This is a genomic window from Janthinobacterium sp. (assembly GCF_009923995.1).
Lineage (GTDB): Bacteria > Pseudomonadota > Gammaproteobacteria > Burkholderiales > Burkholderiaceae_D > Janthinobacterium.
Genome location: NZ_RFSK01000021.1, coordinates 20,099 through 40,747 on the forward strand (window position 1 = coordinate 20,099; position 20,649 = coordinate 40,747).

Annotated in this window: 18 protein-coding genes; 1 reads left to right on the plus strand and 17 read right to left on the minus strand. The window is 63.5% G+C overall.

The genetic code is table 11. The features are described from left to right. Positions 1 to 68 precede the first annotated feature (68 nt). The 17 genes from purF to EBS11_RS12800 all read right to left on the minus strand — a co-directional run bounded on the left by purF (position 69) and on the right by EBS11_RS12800 (position 19,707). Positions 69 to 1,592, minus strand: a complete 1,524-nt coding sequence (gene purF / locus EBS11_RS12720; RefSeq protein ID WP_290603329.1) for an amidophosphoribosyltransferase — start codon at positions 1,590 to 1,592, stop codon at positions 69 to 71. Between the two features lie 39 nt (positions 1,593 to 1,631). Further along, positions 1,632 to 2,120 (minus strand): CvpA family protein, encoded by a 489-nt coding sequence (locus tag EBS11_RS12725; protein ID WP_092795381.1) that lies wholly within the window; start codon positions 2,118 to 2,120, stop codon positions 1,632 to 1,634. A 20-nt stretch (positions 2,121 to 2,140) separates the two neighbouring features. Then, positions 2,141 to 3,118 carry an SPOR domain-containing protein gene (locus EBS11_RS12730; protein ID WP_290603330.1) on the minus strand — a complete coding sequence of 326 codons (978 nt, stop codon included), beginning with the start codon at positions 3,116 to 3,118 and terminating at the stop codon, positions 2,141 to 2,143. Between the two features lie 24 nt (positions 3,119 to 3,142). After that, positions 3,143 to 4,441, minus strand: coding sequence for a bifunctional tetrahydrofolate synthase/dihydrofolate synthase (folC, locus tag EBS11_RS12735; RefSeq protein WP_290603331.1), 1,299 nt, complete (start codon positions 4,439 to 4,441; stop codon positions 3,143 to 3,145). A 115-nt stretch (positions 4,442 to 4,556) separates the two neighbouring features. After that, positions 4,557 to 5,429, minus strand: a complete 873-nt coding sequence (gene accD / locus EBS11_RS12740; RefSeq protein ID WP_010400390.1) for an acetyl-CoA carboxylase, carboxyltransferase subunit beta — start codon at positions 5,427 to 5,429, stop codon at positions 4,557 to 4,559. A 197-nt stretch (positions 5,430 to 5,626) separates the two neighbouring features. Then, positions 5,627 to 6,424, minus strand: coding sequence for a tryptophan synthase subunit alpha (gene trpA / locus EBS11_RS12745; protein ID WP_290603332.1), 798 nt, complete (start codon positions 6,422 to 6,424; stop codon positions 5,627 to 5,629). A 108-nt stretch (positions 6,425 to 6,532) separates the two neighbouring features. Then, the gene (gene trpB / locus EBS11_RS12750) at positions 6,533 to 7,783 is read right to left on the minus strand and encodes a tryptophan synthase subunit beta (protein ID WP_290603333.1); all 1,251 of its coding nucleotides are present in this window, start codon (positions 7,781 to 7,783) and stop codon (positions 6,533 to 6,535) included. Further along, positions 7,776 to 8,459, minus strand: coding sequence for a phosphoribosylanthranilate isomerase (locus EBS11_RS12755; protein WP_290603334.1), 684 nt, complete (start codon positions 8,457 to 8,459; stop codon positions 7,776 to 7,778). The genes trpB and EBS11_RS12755 overlap by 8 nt, the downstream gene beginning before the upstream one ends. A gap of 22 nt (positions 8,460 to 8,481) precedes the next feature. Then, positions 8,482 to 9,312 carry a tRNA pseudouridine(38-40) synthase TruA gene (gene truA / locus EBS11_RS12760; protein WP_290603335.1) on the minus strand — a complete coding sequence of 277 codons (831 nt, stop codon included), beginning with the start codon at positions 9,310 to 9,312 and terminating at the stop codon, positions 8,482 to 8,484. A gap of 44 nt (positions 9,313 to 9,356) precedes the next feature. Further along, on the minus strand, positions 9,357 to 11,870 hold the full coding sequence (locus EBS11_RS12765; protein WP_290603336.1) for a FimV/HubP family polar landmark protein: 2,514 nt from the start codon (positions 11,868 to 11,870) through the stop codon (positions 9,357 to 9,359). Between the two features lie 245 nt (positions 11,871 to 12,115). After that, positions 12,116 to 13,243 carry an aspartate-semialdehyde dehydrogenase gene (gene asd, locus EBS11_RS12770; RefSeq protein WP_290603337.1) on the minus strand — a complete coding sequence of 376 codons (1,128 nt, stop codon included), beginning with the start codon at positions 13,241 to 13,243 and terminating at the stop codon, positions 12,116 to 12,118. 45 nt (positions 13,244 to 13,288) lie between these two features. Next, on the minus strand, positions 13,289 to 14,359 hold the full coding sequence (gene leuB, locus EBS11_RS12775; protein ID WP_290603338.1) for a 3-isopropylmalate dehydrogenase: 1,071 nt from the start codon (positions 14,357 to 14,359) through the stop codon (positions 13,289 to 13,291). Positions 14,360 to 14,369: 10 nt separating this feature from the next. Then, the gene (gene leuD, locus EBS11_RS12780) at positions 14,370 to 15,017 is read right to left on the minus strand and encodes a 3-isopropylmalate dehydratase small subunit (protein WP_290603339.1); all 648 of its coding nucleotides are present in this window, start codon (positions 15,015 to 15,017) and stop codon (positions 14,370 to 14,372) included. Between the two features lie 51 nt (positions 15,018 to 15,068). Continuing rightward, positions 15,069 to 15,191 carry an entericidin A/B family lipoprotein gene (locus tag EBS11_RS12785; protein ID WP_010400408.1) on the minus strand — a complete coding sequence of 41 codons (123 nt, stop codon included), beginning with the start codon at positions 15,189 to 15,191 and terminating at the stop codon, positions 15,069 to 15,071. A 122-nt stretch (positions 15,192 to 15,313) separates the two neighbouring features. After that, entirely contained in the window at positions 15,314 to 16,717 is a 1,404-nt protein-coding gene (gene leuC / locus EBS11_RS12790; protein WP_290603340.1) for a 3-isopropylmalate dehydratase large subunit, read from the minus strand. 276 nt (positions 16,718 to 16,993) lie between these two features. Next, the gene (locus tag EBS11_RS12795; protein ID WP_290603341.1) at positions 16,994 to 18,847 is read right to left on the minus strand and encodes a chemotaxis protein CheA; all 1,854 of its coding nucleotides are present in this window, start codon (positions 18,845 to 18,847) and stop codon (positions 16,994 to 16,996) included. Then, positions 18,847 to 19,707, minus strand: coding sequence for a protein phosphatase CheZ (locus EBS11_RS12800; RefSeq protein WP_290603342.1), 861 nt, complete (start codon positions 19,705 to 19,707; stop codon positions 18,847 to 18,849). Before EBS11_RS12800 ends, EBS11_RS12795 begins: the two co-directional genes overlap by 1 nt. 468 nt (positions 19,708 to 20,175) lie before the next feature. Here EBS11_RS12800 and EBS11_RS12805 point away from each other — a divergent pair, with 468 nt between their 5' ends. Continuing rightward, positions 20,176 to 20,643, plus strand: coding sequence for a universal stress protein (locus tag EBS11_RS12805; protein WP_290603343.1), 468 nt, complete (start codon positions 20,176 to 20,178; stop codon positions 20,641 to 20,643). Positions 20,644 to 20,649 lie beyond the last annotated feature (6 nt).

Sequence of the window (20,649 nt, forward strand, 5' to 3'; positions counted from 1 at the left end):
ATCAAGTGGCGCGCGAGGCAGCGAGAAATATCAGATAAAAAAAAGCCCGGCCATGGCCGGGCTCCACATCACCCTTCGGTGGTGGCGAGGTTCAGGTTCAGCTGGGAACGTGGCGTGTCTTCCGGCGCTGCCGCCTTCGGATGGTGGCGCGCATATTCCAGGCGGTCCAGGTATTCCTGCGACACGTCGCCCGTCACGTACACGCCGTCGAAGCACGACGCCTCGAAGCTGGTCAGGGCCGGGTTGACATCGGCGATGGCCTGCTTCAGCGCGCCGATATCCTGGTACACCAGGTAATCGGCCGTGATTTCGCGGCACACTTCTTCCGTCGTGCGGCCGTAGGCGATCAGCTCGTCGCGCGTCGGCATGTCGATGCCGTACACGTTCGGGAAGATGACCGGCGGCGCGGCCGAGGCGAAGATGACCTTCGTTGCGCCCGCTTCGCGCGCCATCTGCACGATTTCGCGGCTGGTGGTGCCGCGCACGATGGAATCGTCGACCAGCAGCACCACTTTATCCTTGAATTCGGACGGGATGGCGTTGAGCTTCTGACGCACGGACTTCTTGCGCGCCGCCTGGCCCGGCATGATGAAGGTACGGCCGATGTAGCGGTTCTTGATGAAGCCTTCGCGGTACTCGATGTTCAGCGCCATGGCCAGCTGGATGGCGGCCGGACGGGAGGAGTCGGGAATCGGCATGACCACGTCGATATGCACGCCGGGCAGCTCGGTGCGGATCTTTTCGGCCAGGTATTCGCCCATTTTCAGGCGCGTGGCGTACACGGAAGCGCCGTCGATGACGGAGTCGGGACGGGCCAGGTAGACGAATTCGAAGACGCAGGGATTCAAGCTGGCATTGTCCGCGCATTGGCGGCTGTGCAATTGCTTGTCGGCATCGATGAAGACGGCTTCACCGGGACCGATGTCGCGCACGAAACGGAAGCCCATGCCTTCCAGGGCCACGGATTCGGAGGCGATCAAGTATTCGGTGCCCTGCTCGCTTTCATTGATGCCCAGGCACAGCGGACGGATGCCGTGCGGGTCGCGGAAGGCCAGCAAGCCCACGCCGGCGATTTGCGCCACGGCAGCATAGCCGCCCTTGACGCGACGGTTCAGCACGGTAACGGCCTTGAAGATGGCGTCCGGGTCCAGGTTCAGGCCCGTCGTCGCTTCCTGGATTTCATGCGCCAGCACGTTGAGCAGCACTTCCGAGTCGGAATCGGTATTGATGTGGCGGCGGTCGTTCTTGAACATTTCCTGCTTCAACTGTTCCCAGTTGGTCAGGTTGCCATTGTGCGCCAGGGTGATGCCGAACGGCGCATTCACATAAAACGGCTGTGCTTCCTCTTCGCTCGACGAACCGGCCGTCGGATAGCGACAGTGACCGATGCCCGAATTGCCTTGCAGCGAACGCATGTTGCGCGTACGGAAGACGTCACGCACGAGGCCGTTGGCCTTGTGCATGGAAAACATACTGCTGTGATTGGTCGCAATCCCTGCCGCGTCCTGACCGCGATGTTGCAAGAGCAACAATGCATCATAGAGCAATTGATTGACAGGTTGATGGGAAACGACGCCGACGATGCCACACATGGTGTGCTCCTAAACTGTGCTACTGATTTTAAAAAAAATTCAAAATTTCACATGCTGCGCGTAAGCGGCAGGCAGATAAGGCTTGATGGCGCGCGCGCCCTGCTCCGCAAGCGGGCTGAGCAGCGCGTTTTTCCAGAATGGCTGCTGCGGGATGGACGTCATGCCACACAAGATGACGGCGGTCAGCACGATCACAAGACCCCGCGCCACGCCGAACAGGCTGCCCAGGGTGCGGTCGGCCAGGCTCAGGCCCGTCACCTTGACGAGCGCGTCGACTGTCATGGACAGCAATCCCATCAAAATGCGTACGCCGATGAACAGCACCACGAAGGCCAGCAGCAGGCGGACGGCTTCGCCCGGCACGGCTTCCGGCAGGAATTTTGCCAGGGTGGCACCATACGCATTGGCGATGACGAAGGCCACGATCCAGCTGACCAGGGACAGTATTTCCTTGACCAGGCCGCGCATCATGCTGATCAGCACGGACGTCACCAGCACGAACAGCACCAGATAATCGAAAATCGTCACGCCCGTTCAGCCTTGCAACGTCACGCCGGCACCAGGCTGCCGCCCAGGCCCAGCTTTTGCAACTTGGCGCGCGTCTTTTCCGCGTCTTCGCGGCTGCCGAACGGCCCCACCCGTACGCGGATGCGCTCGCCAGCGGGGCTGGAAACCTTCTGCGTGTACGACTTGATGCCCGCTTCGCGCAGTTTTTCCTGCAATTCGTCGACCTTGTCCTGCGTTGCCAGTGCCGCCACCTGCACCACGAACTTGCCGGAACCGGCGTCATGGGCTTTCTCTTGTGGCTTCTCCACTGGCTTGCCTTCCAAAATCGCCATGGCGCGCGCCGCATCGTCGGCAGACTGCGCCGGCTTGGCCGGTTTCGGTTCAGGTTTCGGCTCCGGCTTGACCTCGTGCTTGGGTTCAGGCTTGGACTCCACCTTGACCTCGTGCTTGGGTTCCGGCTTCGGCTCGTGCTTCGGTTCGGGCTTGGCTTCCACCTTGACAGGCTTGGGTTCCGGTTTCGGCTCGACATAGGCTGGCTTGACAGGCTCGGCAGCTGCCAGCACGGGGGCTGGCGCCGGCGCCGGCTTGGGCTTGGCTACCGCAGGCAGGGGCGCGTCGACAATTTCCTCGGACTGGTCCAGGCCATCGTGCGCCGAGCCCTGGGCCGGCACTGGCTGCACGGGGGCAGGCGCGGGCGCGGCGGCGACCTTCTCTTTCGACGGGATGTCGATGGCGATGTCATTGACGGGCGCCTTCGGTTCGGAATCGAGCAGCATCGGCAAGCCGACGGCCACGCCCAGGGCCAGGGCGACAGCCCCGACGAGGCGGCGGCGTGCGCGTTTTTTTTCTGGCAAGACCGGGTCCGGCGCTTCCTTGCCGCCACGGCGGGAGCCGCCGCCACCGGCCGTGTTGGCGGCCCGTTTGCGGGTCGGCGACTGCGCTTCGCCAGGGACATAAAAGCCGCTGTCTTCGCCAGAGGATTCTTGCTTGTTTTTAAACAGTTTCGAGAACAAGCCCATGCGTGATTTTCAGTCGAGTGCGTTTCAGTGAAGAGAGGATTTCCGGGCCTTCATCACACCAGCGACGGTGAGGAAAGAACCAAAGACCACAATTCTATCATTCTCACCGGCCCGGCTCATTGCATTTGCAAAAGCTTGTGCCGGATCATCGAAAATAGACACGGTATGCTCGCTGCTGTCAGGCTTGTCTTCCAGCATGATCTGCACCTTGGCGGCCAGCTCCGACGCCGTGGCCGCGCGGGGCGAAGGCAGGCCCGTCAGGCACCAGTGGTCGACGTGCTCGCCCATCGCGGCGAGGACGCCATCGATATCCTTGTCCTGCATGGAGCCGAAGACGGCGTAGGTGTACGGGTGGAAACCCATATTGCCCAGGTTCTGGTTCAGTGCCGAGGCCGCATGGGGGTTGTGCGCCACGTCCAGGATCACGCTGGGGCGGCCTGGCAAGACCTGGAAGCGGCCCGGCAGTTCCACCGTCACGAGGCCCGTACGCACTTCCTGCGCGCCCACGGGCAGCTTCAGCTTCAGCACTTCCAGCGCGGCCAGCACGGCCGTCGCGTTGAGGATCTGGTTGGCGCCGCGCAGGCTCGGGTAGGCCAGCGAATTGCGGCGCTGCTCGCGCCCGCCGTAGTTCCACTGCTGCTTGTCGCCCGAATAATTGAAATCGCGGCCCATCAGCCACAGGTCGGCGCCGATGGCTTCCGCATGGTCGATCAGCGACTGCGGCGGCACGGGGTCGCTGCAGATGGCCGCCTTGCCCGGGCGGAAGATGCCCGCCTTTTCAAAGCCGATGGCTTCGCGCGTATCGCCCAGGTAATCCGTGTGGTCGATGTCGACGCTGGTGACGATGGCCACGTCGGCGTCGATCACGTTGACGGCATCGAGGCGCCCACCCAGGCCCACTTCCAGGATGGCCACGTCCAGGTTCGCCTGCGACAGCAGCTGCAAAATCGCCAGGGTGGTGAATTCGAAATACGTCAACGGCGTGTCGCCCCGCACGGCTTCGACGGCGTTGAAACTGGCGACGAGCTGCTCGTCGCTGGCCATCTCGCCCAGCACGCGGGCGCGCTCGTTAAAATCAAGGAAGTGCGGCTTGATGTACAGGCCCACTTTGTATCCGGCGCGCAACAGCACGGATTCCAGCATGGCGCAGGTGGAACCCTTGCCATTCGTGCCCGCCACCATGATCACGGGGCAGGTAAAAGCCAGCTGCATGCGTGCCTTGACGGCTTGCACGCGGTCCAGGCCCATGTTGATCTGGGTTTCCGAATGGCGGGTTTCCAGCATGGCGAGCCAGTCCGGCAAGGTGGTGGGGAGGTTTTGCATGGGAGACTTCTTGAAAAGAGTGCGCGAGGCGGAAAAGATATGAGACCCAAACCGAAGACTGGGGTCGGACCCTGAGGGTCCGACCCCGGCAGTTCAGGTTTTGGGGTAAATCAAATTACGCAAGTACTTCAACAGCCTGGTTTTGCAGCAAGGCCAGCAGGCGGGCGATTTCTTCGCGCATCTTGCGGCGGTCGACGATCATGTCGACGGCGCCCTTGGTGACGAGGAATTCGGCGCGCTGGAAGCCTTCCGGCAGTTTTTCGCGCACGGTGTTTTCAATCACGCGGGGGCCGGCAAAGCCGATCAGCGCCTTCGGTTCGGCAATGACGACGTCGCCCATGAAGGCGAACGAGGCGGATACGCCGCCCATGGTCGGGTCGGTCAGCACGCTGATGAACGGCAATTTCTTTTCCGACAACTTGGTCAGCATGGCCGTGGTCTTCGCCATCTGCATCAGGGACAGCAAGCCTTCCTGCATGCGCGCGCCGCCGGTGGCGGTGATGCAAATGAACGGCACTTTCTGTTCCAGCGCGATCTGCGCGCCGCGCACGAAGCGCTCGCCGACCACGGAGCCCATGGAGCCGCCCATGAATTCGAATTCGAAGCACGCCACGACGACTGGCAGGCTCATGATGGCGCCGCCCATGACGACCATCGCATCCGTCTCGCCCGTCGCTTCCATGGCGGATTTCAGGCGGTCCGGGTATTTCTTGCTGTCCTTGAACTTCAGGGTATCGACGGGCAGGATTTCCTGGCCGATTTCATAGCGGCCGCCCGCGTCGAGCAGGCTGTCGAGGCGTTCACGCGCGCGGATGCGCATGTGGTGGTCGCATTTCGGACACACGTGCAAATTCGATTCCAGGTCCGTACGGTACAGCACGGCTTCGCACGAGGGGCACTTGACCCACAGGCCTTCCGGCATGGTCTTGCGCGCGGCGGCATCCGAACGCTGTATGCGCGGTGGCAGCAGTTTTTCCAACCAACTCATATTTTCTCCTTGGGCCCTTGTAGGGGTAGCGTCGATGGACGCCCCCGGCAGACGGTAAACGGCGGCGCCCCGCGGGACGCCACCAAAAATTTTATCTATTGCACAATAACAGGCAAATCAGTGGCCGAAGTGTAGCCGTTTATCGCCGGGCTGTCGAACTTTGCCGCCATCGCAGATTGCGTAAACGGCAAGCTTGCTCAGGCGTCCAGTGCCGCGCGGATGCCGGCCGTAAAGCTGCGCACGGCATCGACGGCGCCGCCTTCGGGCGCATTTTCTATCTCCTGGATGATGCGGCTGCCGATGACGACGGCGTCGGCCACCTTGGCCACGGCCTTGGCCGTGGCGCCATCGCGGATGCCGAAGCCCACGCCGATGGGTAATTTTACATGCTGGCGGATGGCAGCGAGGCGTTCGGCCACCTGTTCCGTATCAATGTTACCCGCTCCCGTGACGCCTTTCAGCGACACGTAATAGCTGAAGCCGCCGCCAACCTTGGCCACTTGCGCGATGCGCTCTTCCGTCGAGGTGGGCGCCAGCAGGAAAATCAGGTCGAGTCCCGCCTCGCGCATGGCGGCGGCGAATTCCTCGCACTCTTCCGGCGGATAATCGACGACGATGGCGCCATCGGCGCCGGCAGCTTGCGCTGCATCAATAAACGCGGCGCTGCCGATGCGCTCGATCGGGTTCGCATAGCCCATCAGCACCACGGGGGTGGTCTGGTTCGTCTCGCGGAACCGGCGCACGTAGCCGAACACGTCGTGGATGCCCACGTTGAATTTCAGGGCCCGCTCGCAGGCGCGCTGGATGACGGGGCCTTCGGCCATGGGGTCCGAAAACGGCACGCCCAGCTCCAGCACGTCGGCGCCGCCCTCGACGAGCGCGTGCATCAGGGGCACGGTGGCGTCGGGGCCGGGGTCGCCGGCGGTGATGAAGGTGACCAGGCCGGTCTTGTTGTTCGATTTGAGATTGGCAAAGGTGGTGGCGATACGGGACATGGTGAGCTTTCTTAATGATGGATAGATGGAATGATTTCAACCCAAAGCAAAGGCTGGGGTCAGACGGGGACGCCGAGTCCCGGCGGGTCTGACCCCGTTGACACGCTATTAGTTGAAATTGAGTCCCATGCGTTCCGCCACGGTATGCATGTCCTTGTCGCCACGGCCCGACAGGTTGGCCAGTACAATCTGGTCTTTCGGCAAGGTGGCCGCCAGCTTGGCCGCATAGGCCAGCGCATGCGACGATTCCAGGGCCGGGATGATGCCTTCGATATGGCAGCAATCGTGGAAGGCCTGCAGCGCTTCGTCGTCCGTGATGGAGACGTATTGCGCGCGGCCCGAATCTTTCAACCAAGCATGTTCCGGACCCACGCCCGGGTAGTCCAGGCCGGCGGAGACGGAATGCGTCTCGATGATCTGGCCGTTCTCATCCTGCAAGAGATAGGTGCGGTTGCCGTGCAGCACGCCCGGGAAGCCGGCCGTCAGCGAGGCCGAGTGCTTGCCCGTGTCCAGCCCTTCGCCGGCCGCTTCCACGCCGATCAGCTTGACATCCTTCTGGTCGATATACGGGTAGAAGATGCCCATGGCGTTCGAGCCGCCGCCGATGCAGGCCAGCACGTAGTCGGGCTGGCGGCCCGTCATTTCCGGCATCTGCACGAGGCATTCCTCGCCGATGACGGACTGGAAGTCGCGCACCATCATGGGATACGGATGGGGGCCGGCCACGGTGCCGATGATATAGAAGGTGTTTTCGATGTTCGTGACCCAGTCGCGCATGGCTTCGTTCAGCGCATCCTTCAAGGTCTTGGAACCGGATTCGACGGGCACGACGGTCGCGCCCAGCAGTTTCATGCGGTACACGTTCTGCGCCTGGCGCTTGACGTCTTCACTGCCCATGTAGACCACGCATTCGAGGCCGAAGCGGGCGCAGATGGTGGCCGTGGCCACGCCATGCTGGCCGGCGCCCGTCTCGGCGATGATGCGCGGCTTGCCCATGCGCTTGGCCAGCAGGGCCTGGCCGATGACGTTGTTGATCTTGTGCGCGCCCGTGTGGTTCAAGTCTTCGCGCTTGAAATAGATCTGCGCGCCGCCCGCCATCTCGGACCAGCGCTTGGCGTGGTAGATGGGCGACGGACGTCCGACGAAATGCTTCAGCTCGTAGCGGAATTCTTCGAGGAATTCCGGGTCGGCGCTGTAGCGCGCATAGGCGACTTTCAGCTCGGCCAGCGCATGCGTGAGCGTTTCGGCAACGAAGGAGCCGCCGTAGGGGCCGAAGTGGCCGCGCGGGTCGGGAAACGGGTAGTCGGTGGCGTGGAACAATGCGGCGGCTGCGCCGGGCGCGGTGGTGTGGTCATTCATGGTGGTTTCCTCTGGCAATGATGGCATCGGCATCCTGCACCGCGGCGATAAACGCGCGGACACGGGACGCGTCCTTGATGCCCTTGGACGCTTCGACACCACTGCTGATGTCGACGGCGTAAGGGCGCACGCGCACCACTGCGTCAGTCGCGTTTTGTACGCTCAAGCCACCACTTAAAACGACCCGAGGCGCGAGTTCTTCTGGAATGAGGGACCAATCGAATACCTTTCCTGCACCGCCATACGCATCCACATAGGTATCCAGCAAGAGGCTGGCAAACAAGGGACTGGCGGCGCGATAGCGCTGTTCGTATTCTAGCAAATCTTCAAAGCGGGTGTCAGGTTTCACCCGGAACACTTGCGTAAACGGCATATTCACGGCGCCGGCGAGCGCGGCGCTGTGTTCGGGCGTCTCGTCGCCATGAAATTGCAGCAGGGACAGGGGCGCCGCGGCCCTGGCGGTCCGCACTTCTTCCACCGTGGCATTGACGAACAGGCCAACCGTCGTCACGTAGGGCGGGATGGCGGCGATCAGGCTGGCGGCCTGCTGCGGCGTCACGTAGCGGGGGCTTTTCGGATAGAACACGAAGCCGATGGCGTCGGCGCCCGCCGCCACGACGGCTTGAATGTCTTCGACGCGGGTCAGGCCGCAGATCTTGATGCGTGTGCGTGGCATGCGATTCCTTTATTGATGCAGCTCAAAACCAGGGCAAGGCGCTGCTGCTGTCCTGCGGCAAGTCCCACTTGGGATCGTAATCGATCTTCGCCAGGTACAGGCCGTCCGGCATGAAGGTGGGCGCGGCCGCATGGCGATCTTTACTTTCAAGCAAATGTCCCAGCCATTCCGGCTTTTCCCGCCCCGTGCCGATGTAGACGAGCGAGCCGACGAGGTTGCGCACCATGTGGTGCAGGAAGGCATTGGCCGTAATCGTGAAGATGACACAGTCGCCGTGCCGCTCGATCCGGATGTCATGCATGAGCTTGACGGGCGACTTGGCCTGGCACTGGGCGGCGCGGAAGGCCGTGAAGTCATGCCAGCCCAGCAGTGGCGCCACGGCCTGGCGCATCAGTTCCACGTCCAGCGGACGGAAAAAGAAGCCGGCGCGCCCTTCCACCAGCGGCGACCGCGTGGCGTTGTTGTACAACACATAATGGTAGGTGCGCGCGCGGGCGCTGAAGCGGGCATGGAAGAAATCGTTGACGGTGGGGTCGCCGGGCAGTTCCTTGGCCCAGCGCACGGCAATGGACTTCGGCAGGAAGGCGTTGACGCCCCGCACCCAGGAGTGCACGTCGCGGTTCAGATCGGTGTCGAAGTGCACGACTTGTTCGAGCGCATGCACGCCCGTATCCGTGCGGCCGGCGCAGGTGGTGGCCAGGCGCACGCGGGCAAACTGCTCCAGCGCGTTTTCCAGCTGGTCCTGCACCGTCTGCCCGTCTTCCTGCTTCTGGTACCCGTGCCAGGCCGTGCCGTCATACTGCAGGCCCAGGGCGATACGCTTCAATGGCGTTGCTGTCGTAATATTTTGCATCGAAGCATTATACCGGCGCGACGGCTTGCCGCACCGGGGCATTGCTAGCTCAGTAAAGCCCTCATGGTGTTCGCTTTCTTCACCTGCTCCTCGCTGCCGCCCTTGATGACCTCATCGATCAGCTCGCGCGCGCCTTCCTTGTCGCCGATCTCCTGATAAGCGATCGCCAGGTCCAGCTTGGTATCCATTTCCATGTGGATGGCCGACAGCGGGTCGTCCACGCCGGCGCTGGCCGGCTTGCCATCGTGCAAGTCCAGGTCGATGCCGGACAGGTCGAATTCCTGCGCGGGCGGGATGGCTTCCGGTAAGGTGGCCGGCGCTTGCGCGTCGTCAAACAGGCTGTCGATCGACGGCTCGGCCGCCGCGACGGGCGCCGCCGGTGCCGGCGATGCGGCCGCTGGCGCCACGGGCTCGTCGAGGTCGAAATGGGCCAGGTCCACATCCTTCAGGGGATCGGGCAGCGGCGTCAGGCCCGCCCCCAGTCCATTCACGGGACCGGCTGGCGGTTCCAGGTCCAGGCCGAAATCCATGCTGGCGTCATACTGCGCATCGTGGGCTTCGTGCACCACGGACGCGGGCTTGGCATCAGGCCCCGGCATGACGATGGGGTCGCTCGTCGAGACGGGTTCGAAATCGAGGCTGTCGAGGTCAAAGTCGAGCGGCTCGCGGCCATCGCGCTCGGGCACCGCCGGTGTGGCTGGCTCGGCGGGCGCCAGGTCGGCCAGCGGCGCCGGCGCATGCGGCTCCTCGGGCAGATCCATGCTCTGGCCGCGCAGCTCGTCGCCCGCGCCCTTGCTCAGGCTGACGACGGCGTCGTCTTCCGTATCGCCATACAGGGGATTGGTGGGGTCGAGCGCCAGGCCCAGCGCGGCGGCCTGCGGCCACTCCTCGCCCTGGCCCCGCGTCATGCTGTACAGCTCGCTTGCCTGGTCTTCGAAGGCACGCACGTCATTGCGCGCCGAATAGATTTCCAGCAGCTTCAGACGGGCCGCATGGCGCTCCGGGTGCAGGCGCAGGGCTTCCTTGAGGATATCTTCCGCCTGGCCATCGCGGCCATAGGCGATATACACGTCCGCTTCGGCCACGGGGTCCGTTTCATTGCCTTCCAGCACGCTTGCGCCCGCCACGGCGCCGATGCCGGCTGCAGCAGCGGCCGCGCCGAACAGATGATTGCTCGCCTCGGACTGCTGGTCTTCCGGCGCCGGGCCGGCCGGCGGCGCGACGGGCGCTTCGGGCTCGAAGACGGGGGCCACGGCTTCGGGCGGAGGCGGCGCATCCTTGCGGCGGCGCGCGACCACCAGCGCGGCCACGGCGGCCAGCAGCGCGGCGATGCCGATGCCGATGGCACCCAGGTGATCGTTGATCTTGTCGGTAATGGTCGGTTCCAGCGGCGACGGTTTCTTCACGAGCGGCACGGGCTTGGCCTTCGGCACGGGCGGCTGCGCTTCGGCGGGCGCGCTGGCCACGGCACTGGCAGGGGCACTGGCCGCAGCGCTGGCAGCAGTCTCGGCCGGCTTGGCAGGTGCTGGCGCGCTCTTGTCGGCCATGGCCTTGCTCTTGACCGCCATCAACTTTTCCAGGTCGCTGACGTTCTTTTCCAGCTCCTTGACGCGCGCGGCTGCTTCATCGACCTGTTTCGCCTTGGCGATCTTGTCTTCCTCGCTGGCCACGGCGCTCTTGCCGGCCGACTTGGCGGCCGGTTCCGCCTTCGACAGTTTCAGCTTGTCCTGCGCTTCGCTCACGGCCGTCGGCTTTTCCTGCACCTTCGTGGCGCCGATCTTGCCGGCCGTGCTTTGCGTCGCTTGCGCCGCCTTGGCCGGCTTGCTCTGCGCCACCTGGCCCGCCAGCTTGTTGCGGTAGGCTTCGAAATCGACGGCATGCGCCGTCACCACGCCCTTCGCCTCGGCCGCGTCCGTCGCGCGGATGGCCTCCGCGCCGGGCACGGCCAGGATGCGCCCGGCCTGCATGCGGTTCATGTTCTCGCCCTTGAAGGCGTCGGGATTGGCGCGGTACAGGGCGACGAGCATCATGTCGAGCGACACGCCCGACGGCTTGAGTTCGCTGGCGATGCGGCTCAGGGTATCGCCCGCCCTGACCTTGTATTCGCCAGCCGGTTTCTTCTGTGCCGGCGCCGCGGCATCGGCACCGGGCTTGGCCTTGCCCGGTTCCACCGGCGCCGTCACTTGCGCGCCGCGCGTCTGGCGCGCTTCCGGCGTATCGAGCACGAAGGCATATTCGCGCACCTGGCGCCCGCTCTTGCTGCTCAGTTCCAGCAGCAGGTCCACCATGGGTTCGGCCACCGGCTGTGCCGAGCTGATGCGGATGAAGGGCTTGCCGTTGCGGTTTTCCACGGCGAACGTCAGCGCGTTCAGCGCGGGATTGAATTCCACGTTGGCCTGGCGGTAGGCGTCCGGCGGCGCCAGCTTGGCCAGCAGGCTGGCCGCTTCGCCTGGCTTGATGGCCGACAATTCGACCTCGGCGCGCAGCGGCTGGCCGGCGGCGGACAGCACCGTGATCTTGCCCAGCTCGGCTGCGGATGCCGCCGGTGACAATAACACCGCACAGGCGACAGCGCTGCTGAGTGTTTTGATGGCAAGGGAGGCGACCCGGGGACGAGTGTGTACAGGCATAGTTGGCGGCATCTTAGTTGACGTGGGAAAACAGTTACTTTTCCAGAGGTATCAACATATCATCATGCCCAGAGCTATGCAAGCTCCGCATGGTTGAGCCTTGACGGGCTCAGGACGAAAAAAAAGCCGGGAAAACTGCTCCCGGCTTGATACTGATCAGCTAGTCACTGCCATTACGCGTCGAGCAGGATGCGCAGCATGCGGCGCAGCGGCTCGGCCGCGCCCCACAGCAGCTGGTCGCCCACGGTGAAGGCGGACAGGTATTCGCCGCCCATGCTCATCTTGCGCACACGGCCGACGGGGATCGTCAGGCTGCCCGTGACGGCGGCCGGCGACAGGTCGCGCACGGACGCTTCGCGCGTGTTCGGCACGAATTTCACCCACTGGTTGTTGCTGGCGATGATGTCGTTGATTTCATCGAGCGGCACGTCTTTCTTCAGCTTGATGGTCAGCGCCTGCGAATGGCAGCGCATGGCGCCGATGCGCACGCACAGGCCGTCGACGGGAATTTCCCTGGTGCCGAAATCGATGCCGCGGCCCAGGATCTTGTTCGTTTCCGCACCCGCCTTCCACTCTTCCTTCGACTGGCCGTTGCCCAGGTCCTTGTCGATCCACGGGATCAGGTTGCCGGCCAGCGGCGCGCCGAACTGCTTGATCTCGTCCGGGGAATAGCCGTGCTGGGTGGCCAGCACCTGGCGGTCGATTTCCAGGATGGCGGAGGCCGGGTTGTCCAGCAGCGCCTTGACGGAAGCGTTGATGGTGCCAAACTGCGTCAGCAGCTCGCGCATGTGCTGCGCGCCGCCGCCCGATGCCGCCTGGTAGGTCATCGACGTCATCCAGTCGATCAGGTCGTGCTGGAACAGGCCGCCCAGGCCCATCATCATGCACGAGACGGTGCAGTTGCCGCCGATGTAATTCTTCACGCCCTTGCCCAGCGCATCCTTGATGACGTGCAGGTTGACGGGGTCGAGCACGATGACGGCGTCTTTTTCCATGCGCAGGGTCGAAGCCGCATCGATCCAGTAGCCGTTCCAGCCCGCCGCGCGCAGCTGCGGGAAGACGGCGCTCGTGTAGTCGCCGCCCTGGCAGGAAATGATGATGTCGCACTTGGACAGTTCGGCGATGTTGTTGGCATCCTTCAGGATGGTTTCATTCTTCGCCATGGCCGGCGCCGCGCCGCCCGTGTTCGACGTCGTGAAAAACACCGGTTCGATGTGGGCGAAATCGCCCTCTTCCTGCATGCGCTGCATCAGGACCGAACCGACCATACCGCGCCAACCTACCAAGCCAACTAATTTCATTACCATTCCTCAAGATGAGACGGCGACTGCCGTCATTAGACTATTTTATCCCAGTGCTTTTACAACTGCATCACCCATGGCCTCGGTACCGACCAAAGTCGTGCCCGCTTCATGGATATCGGCCGTGCGCAGGCCCTGCGCCAGCACCCGCTTGACGGCGCCCTCGATGCGGTCCGCCTGCTCTTCGCGGTTGAGCGAATAGCGCAGCATCATGGCCGCCGACAAGATCGTCGCCAGCGGATTGGCGATGCCCTTGCCCGCGATATCGGGCGCCGAACCGTGCGACGGTTCGTACAGGCCCTTGTTATTGGCATCGAGCGACGCGGACGGCAGCATGCCGATCGAGCCCGTCAGCATGGCGGCCGCGTCCGACAGGATGTCGCCGAACATGTTGCCAGTCACCATGACGTCGAATTTCTTCGGCGCCCGCACCAGCTGCATGGCCGCGTTATCGACGTACATATGATCGAGCGCAACATCCGGGTATTCCTTGTGCACGTCGATGACGATGTCTTTCCAGAACTGGAAGGTTTCCAGCACGTTGGCCTTGTCCACGCTGGTCAGGCGCTTGTCGCGCTTTTGCGCCGCCTGGAAGGCCACGTGGGCGATGCGGCGGATTTCGCCTTCCGCATAGCGCATCGTGTCAAAGCCTTCGCGCTGGCCCTTGAACGGACCGTCCGGGCACTCGCGCACGCCGCGGGGCTGGCCGAAATAGATGTCGCCCGTCAATTCGCGGATGATCAGGATATCCAGGCCGGACACCACTTCCGGCTTCAGGGTCGAAGCGCCGGCCAGTTCCGGATACAGAATGGCCGGACGCAGGTTGGCGAACAGGCCCAGGTTCTTGCGCAAGCCCAAAATCGCCTGCTCGGGACGGAACTGGCGCTCCAGATTGTCGTATTGGTAGTCGCCCACGGCGCCGAACAGCACGGCATCGGCCGCCTTCGCCAAGGCCAGGGTGCCTTCCGGCAAAGGATGGCCATGGGCCGCATAGCCGGCGCCGCCCACGGGCGCTGTTTCCAGCTCGAACGATTCGCCCAGCACATTCAAGACCTTGACGGCTTGCGCGACGATTTCAGGACCGATGCCGTCGCCGGGTAAGATTGCAATTTTCATGGAGTGATCTTTAGATAACGTTCGCCAGCCAAGGCTGATTGTTCAAATGGCGCTCTTCGAAGGCGCGGATATCGTCCGCGTGGCGCAGGGTCAGGCCGATATCGTCGAGCCCATTCATCAGGCAATATTTGCGGAAGGTGTCGATCTCGAACGGATACGACACGGAACCATTGCTGGTACGCACGCACTGCTGTTCCAGGTCCACCACCAGCTTGTAGCCGGGGAAGGCCTTGACTTCATTGAACAGGTGCTCGACCTGGCTTTCCGACAGCACGATGGGCAGCAGGCCGTTCTTGTAGCAGTTATTGAAGAAGATGTCGGCAAACGAAGGGGCGATGATGGCACGGAAGCCATACTGGTCCAGCGCCCACGGCGCATGTTCGCGCGAGGAGCCGCAGCCGAAGTTCTTGCGTGTGAGCAAGATCGACGCGCCCTGGTAGCGCGGCTCGTTGAGCACGAAATCGGGATTCAGCGGGCGGCGGCTGTTGTCCTGGCCCGGTTCGCCATGGTCGAGATAGCGCCATTCGTCGAACAGGTTGGGGCCGAAGCCGCTGCGGTGGATCGATTTCAGGAATTGCTTCGGGATAATCGCGTCGGTGTCGACGTTGGCGCGGTCCAGCGGGGCGACCAGGCCTTCGTAAATCGTAAATTTATCCATGCTGTTTCTACTCGGTAGGACGGGCGGCGCGCTGCACCGGCCCGTCACGGTTTATTTTCCGCCGGCGCCAGTGACGACCTGGCCGACTTTCTGCACATCGCGGCCGATGCCGGAGACGGTATTGCAGCCAGACAGGATGACGGTGGCGATGAGGAGGGCGAAGAGTTTTTTCATGATGGTCTCGTTTGTTTCAGGGAAATGAATGGCGCTAGTGTAAACCAGCAGCTGAAAGCTGGGGTCAGACCCGGCGGGTCTGACCCCGGAATTTGGCTGCGTTACCACGCAGTTCCCTTAATTCATCGCAATCCCCGCACGTCGACAAAGTGGCCGGCGATGCCCGCCGCCGCCGCCATCGCGGGCGACACCAGGTGTGTGCGTCCGCCCTGCCCCTGCCGACCCTCGAAGTTGCGGTTCGAGGTCGAGGCGCAACGTTCGCCCGGTTCCAGGCGGTCCGCATTCATGGCCAGGCACATGGAGCAGCCCGGCTCGCGCCACTCGAAACCGGCATCCTTGAAGATGCGGTCCAGGCCTTCCCGTTCCGCCTGGTCTTTCACGAGGCCGGAGCCGGGCACGACCAGCGCCAGGGTGACGTTGGAGGCGCGGTACTTGCCGCGCACCACGGCCGCTGCCGCCCGCAGATCCTCGATGCGCGAATTGGTGCAGGAACCGATGAAGACCTTGTCAATGCGGATGTCGGCAATCGGCGTATTCGGCTTCAGGGCCATGTAGACGAGGGCTTTTTCGATGGCGTCGCGCTTGACGCTGTCCTTCTCGTTGTCCGGGTCCGGCACGCGGCCGTCGATGCCGACGACCATCTCGGGCGACGTGCCCCACGTCACCTGCGGCTCGATCTCGGCCGCGTTGAGGGTGACGACGAGGTCGAAGCGGGCGCCCGGGTCCGAATGCAGGGTGCGCCAGTAGGCCACGGCCCGTTCCCAGTGCGGGCCGGCCGGCGAAAACGGGCGGCCCTTGACGTAATTGATGGTGGTGTCGTCCACGCCGATGATGCCGGCGCGCGCGCCCGCCTCGATGGCCATGTTGCACACCGTCATGCGGCCTTCCATCGACAGGGCGCGGATGGCCGAGCCGCCGAACTCGATACAGTAACCCGTGCCGCCGGCCGTGCCGATCTTGCCGATGATGGCCAGCACGATGTCCTTGGCCGTCACGCCGGCCGGCAAGGCGCCGTCGACCTGCACCAGCATGGATTTGGATTTCTTTTGCAGCAAGGTTTGCGTGGCCAGCACGTGCTCGACTTCGGACGTGCCGATGCCGTGCGCCAGCGCGCCGAAGGCGCCGTGCGTGGACGTGTGCGAGTCGCCGCAGACGACCGTCATGCCGGGCAGGGTCGCGCCCTGTTCGGGGCCGATCACATGCACGATACCCTGGCGCTTGTCGTTCATGTTGAAGTAGGTCAAGCCATAGTGCTTGGCGTTCTTGTCCAGCGTTTCCACCTGCAGGCGCGAAACGGGGTCGGCAATGCCGTCGACGCGGCTGGTGGTGGGCACGTTGTGGTCGGCCACGGCCAGGTTGGCGGAAACGCGCCATGGCTGGCGGCCTGCCACGCCGAGGCCATCGAAGGCTTGCGGGCTGGTCACTTCATGCAGCAAATGCCGGTCGATATACAGAATTGTCGTGCCATCATCGTCGGCCCGAACAACGTGGGATTCCCAAAGTTTGTCGTAAAGCGTCTTCATCATGATTTATGCAGCGTTGCCACAGCCTGTTTAAGTGATCTGTCGTACTGATCGAAGGGATCGGCAATGATTATGCCATATATTGTGCAATGCAGAAGCAAAAGCCGCCCCAGCGTGGGATGGGCGATACAAAATTCGGCTGGCATTGCGGATATGGCTAAAAAATTGCTGATACGAAAATCCGCCAAATTGCCGGCGGGGCGAATAAAAATCGAAAAAAGCCGAAAAAAAAGCCCGCTGCAGAGGTCTGCAGCGGGCTTGGCGTGGGTGCCGGCGTTTCTAGGCAGCCATGCGCACACTTCCCCTGCAACCATCCATCAGGAAAGATAGGCCCACGACTAGCACCAGCTCGCCTTCGGCGGAGCGGGCGGTACCGGTAATGCCTTCCACGGTGATGGCCGTCATCGGCTTGATCACCAGGTCGGCCGTGCCATCGACGGCTTCCACGGCCAGAATGTACGGCTGTGGCGCAGCGACAACAATGCCCACGCGCTCGCTGCACGATTCGTAGCCCAGGGCGCCGGCCAGCGAACGCACGGGCAACGGACGGCCCTGGTCCTTCAGCACGGGCGCGCCGCCCACTTCCATGAACGTTTCCGGCAATTCGACGACGCGCTGCACCACCGCCATCGGCAGCGCCAGCGCGGCGCCCGAGGTGGAGACGAGCATGGTCGGCACGATGGACAGCTCGATCGGCAGGCGGATGGCGAACTTCGTGCCCTTGCCCAGCGCCGACTCGATATGGATGGCGCCGCGGTTTTTCTCCACGGCCGTCTTCACCACGTCCATGCCCACGCCGCGGCCGGAGACGCTGGAAGCGACTTCCTTGGTCGAGAAGCCTGGCAGGAACACCAGCTGGAAGCACTCGTCGTTGCTCAGCTGCGCGTTTTCGCTGATCAGCCCCTTTTGCTGCGCCTTGCTGCGCAGGAAGACCGGGTCCATGCCCTTGCCGTCATCCTGCAGCACGATCATGACGCTGTTGGCTTCCTGCCATGCTTTCAGCGAAATATACGACTTGGCGGGCTTGCCGGCGGCCAGGCGCGCTTCCGGCGATTCGACGCCATGGTCGAGCGAGTTGCGCAGCATGTGCACGAGCGGATCGTACAGGCTGTCGACCACCACGCGGTCCACTTCCGTCTCCGCGCCCTCGATGGTCAGTTCGACATCCTTGCCCAGGTCTTTTGCCAGCTCGCGCACGAGGCGCGGGAATTTCTGGAACAGACGGCCGACGGGCTGCATGCGCGTGGCCAGGGTAGCCCGCTGCAGCTCCGTCGAGTAGCGCGAGGCGCGTTCCAGGGTTTCCGCCAGGGTCGCCATCAGGGTGGCGGCCTGGCCTTCGAATTTGAATTGCAGCAGGCGCTCGAGCAGCACGGCAGCCTGGTTGGCGGCCTGCACGGATTCGCCGGCCACTTCCAGCAAGGCGTCGAGCTTGACGGCGTCGACGCGGATGCTGTCTTCCTTGACGGGCGCCGCATGGCGCACGTCGGGACGCTCTTCGCGGCGTTCCGCGCCATCCCAGGCCTTGGCGGCGGGCTTGGCGGCGGCAGCGGCCGCAGGTGCGGCGGCCGGGGCGGCCGATGCGGCAGGCGCGGCCACGACGGCCAGCTGGCTGCCAGCCGGCACGACGGCGTTGTACATGCCTTCCCAGTCCAGGCCATCGGCGCTGGCGGTGGCGGCTGGCGCCACCGCCTCGGCCACGACCACCTCGGCGACCACGGCGGCAGCGGCCGGGGCCGGCGCATCCATGCCCTTGCCTTCGATGGCGTTCGTCAGGATATGTTCCAGCTCTTCCGGCATGGCCGGCAGGCTTTCCGGCGCGGAACCGTTGGCCAGTTCCGTCAGCTGGTCGGCCACGAAGCCGGACGCCTGCAGCGCCGCCTCGATGGCGATGGGGGTCACGGGCGCGGCGCCCGTGCGCAAGGCATCGAACAGGTTTTCCGTCAGATGGCAGGCGGCCACCAGCGCAGGCAGGCCCATGAAGCCGGCGCCGCCCTTGATGGTGTGAAAAGAACGAAACACGGCATTCAGTGTTTCCTTGTTGTCCGGATCGCGTTCGAGACGCAATAAGTGCTCTTCAACATTAACCGCAAGATCCATCGCCTCGACGACGAAATCCTTGAGCATATCGTCCATTAGAATCCCAAATCCGCAAGAAGGTCGTCAACATTGTCCTGGTCCAGCGCCACCGACGGCACGGACGGGCCCTGCATCAGCGGCGCCTCCTGCTTCTGCGCCAGCTTTTCGCGCACTTCGGCCGGCGCGTTATCGCGCAGCAGCTGCGCCAGTTCGTTTTCCACCGTCTTGGTGATGTTGACCACTTTTTTGATCAGCTGGCCCGTGATGTCCTGGAAGTCCTGCGCCATCATGATTTCCAGCAGGCGCGCCTTTTCCGCTTCCGTGGCCTCGGTCACGGCTTGCGCGAACTGGCGCGAGTCGCCGGCCAGGGCCTTGAATTCTTCCAGGCTCAGCTTGCCATCGAACAGGGCCGTCCAGCGGCTGTCCATGTCCTTCGCCTTTTTCGACAGCACATCCTGTGCCGGCATGCCTTCGTCGAGCGTGTTCAGGACCTTGTTGGCGGCCTGTTCCGTCAAGGTGGCGACGTATTCCAGGCGGTCCTGGGCGTCGACGATCTGCGACGACGCTTCCGTCAGCGCCTTGTCGTAGCCCAGTTCGCGCAGGGAGTCGTGCAGCAGGCGCACGATGCCGCCCAGGCGCTCGAACATCGGCTTATCGGACTGGTCGACGGGGTCGGTTGCTTCGCCGGACGCGGCCGTTTCCAGCGCGGCCGGAGCGGCAGCGGCAGGCTCGGCGGCCGCAGGCGCGGGAGCGGGCACGGCGGCGCTGGCCGACACGGCATCGAACAGCGCGTCGAAATCGTCGTCCGCGATCACGGCGGGAGCGGGCGCGGCGGCAGGCGCGGGCTTGGCCGCGGCCGCGCTTTGCGCGGATACTTCATCGAATAATGCATCGAAATCATCAGCGGCGTTGGTCATATCCCTGCTTCTCCATAATTTGTCAAAATTCCGCCTGAACTGTGCGTTTTACAGACTGATACCCGCAATTTCTCGATTAAGATGATTTGAGGCAATACCGCTGCGATGGTGCGAGTGTAGCAGGGCGCCGCCCTGTTGGTAAATCTCAAAACGCGCTTCCCGCTGCAAAGCGGGCTTGCAAGAGCTTTTCCACCAGGAAATAAGTGTTCCCACTGTTGTATTTTGAAATACTACCATTGGCGTGCAGGCAAGACCACGCCCCGCGCAAGAAATCCTGCCCCTGTGCGGCACGCGCAACGCCGGCCCGTGGCGGCCATGGTGGGCAAACACACGGTCTTTCTGCCAATGTTGTCTATACTGAAGGTGCAGTAGTATTGATAATTATCAAGTCTTTACATGAATACAATGCTGCCGCCGCGTCTACAATAAGGACGTTGCGCGCGCTGGTCCACCGCCGAAGGAGCTGCCATGTATAAGAAAATTCTGATCGCCACGGACGGTTCCACCGTCTCCAACCTGACCGCCTGCGCCGGTGTCGCCTTTGCCGAACAGATGCACGCCGACATCCTCGCCCTGTACGTGGCGCCCGAATACCAGTACCCGGTGTACATCGAGATCATCCCGCCCAGCTATCCCAGCGAGGAGGAATACCGCATCGCCATGCGCAAGGCGGGCGCCGACCACTGGCAGCCTATCCTCGATGCGGCGGCCAGGCGGGGCCTGGAGGCGACGGGCCTGACGGCCTTTTCCGACAGCCCCGCCCTGAAGATCGTGGAAGTGGCCCAGCTCCAGCACTGCGACCTGATCTTCATGGGCTCGCACGGCCGCAGCGGCTGGGGCCAGCTGCTGCTGGGCAGCGTGACGAACAAGGTGCTGTCGCATTCCAAGCTGCCGGTGCTGGTGCACAGGCTGATCAAGGAACCCGCGCCGCAGTAGCGGGTC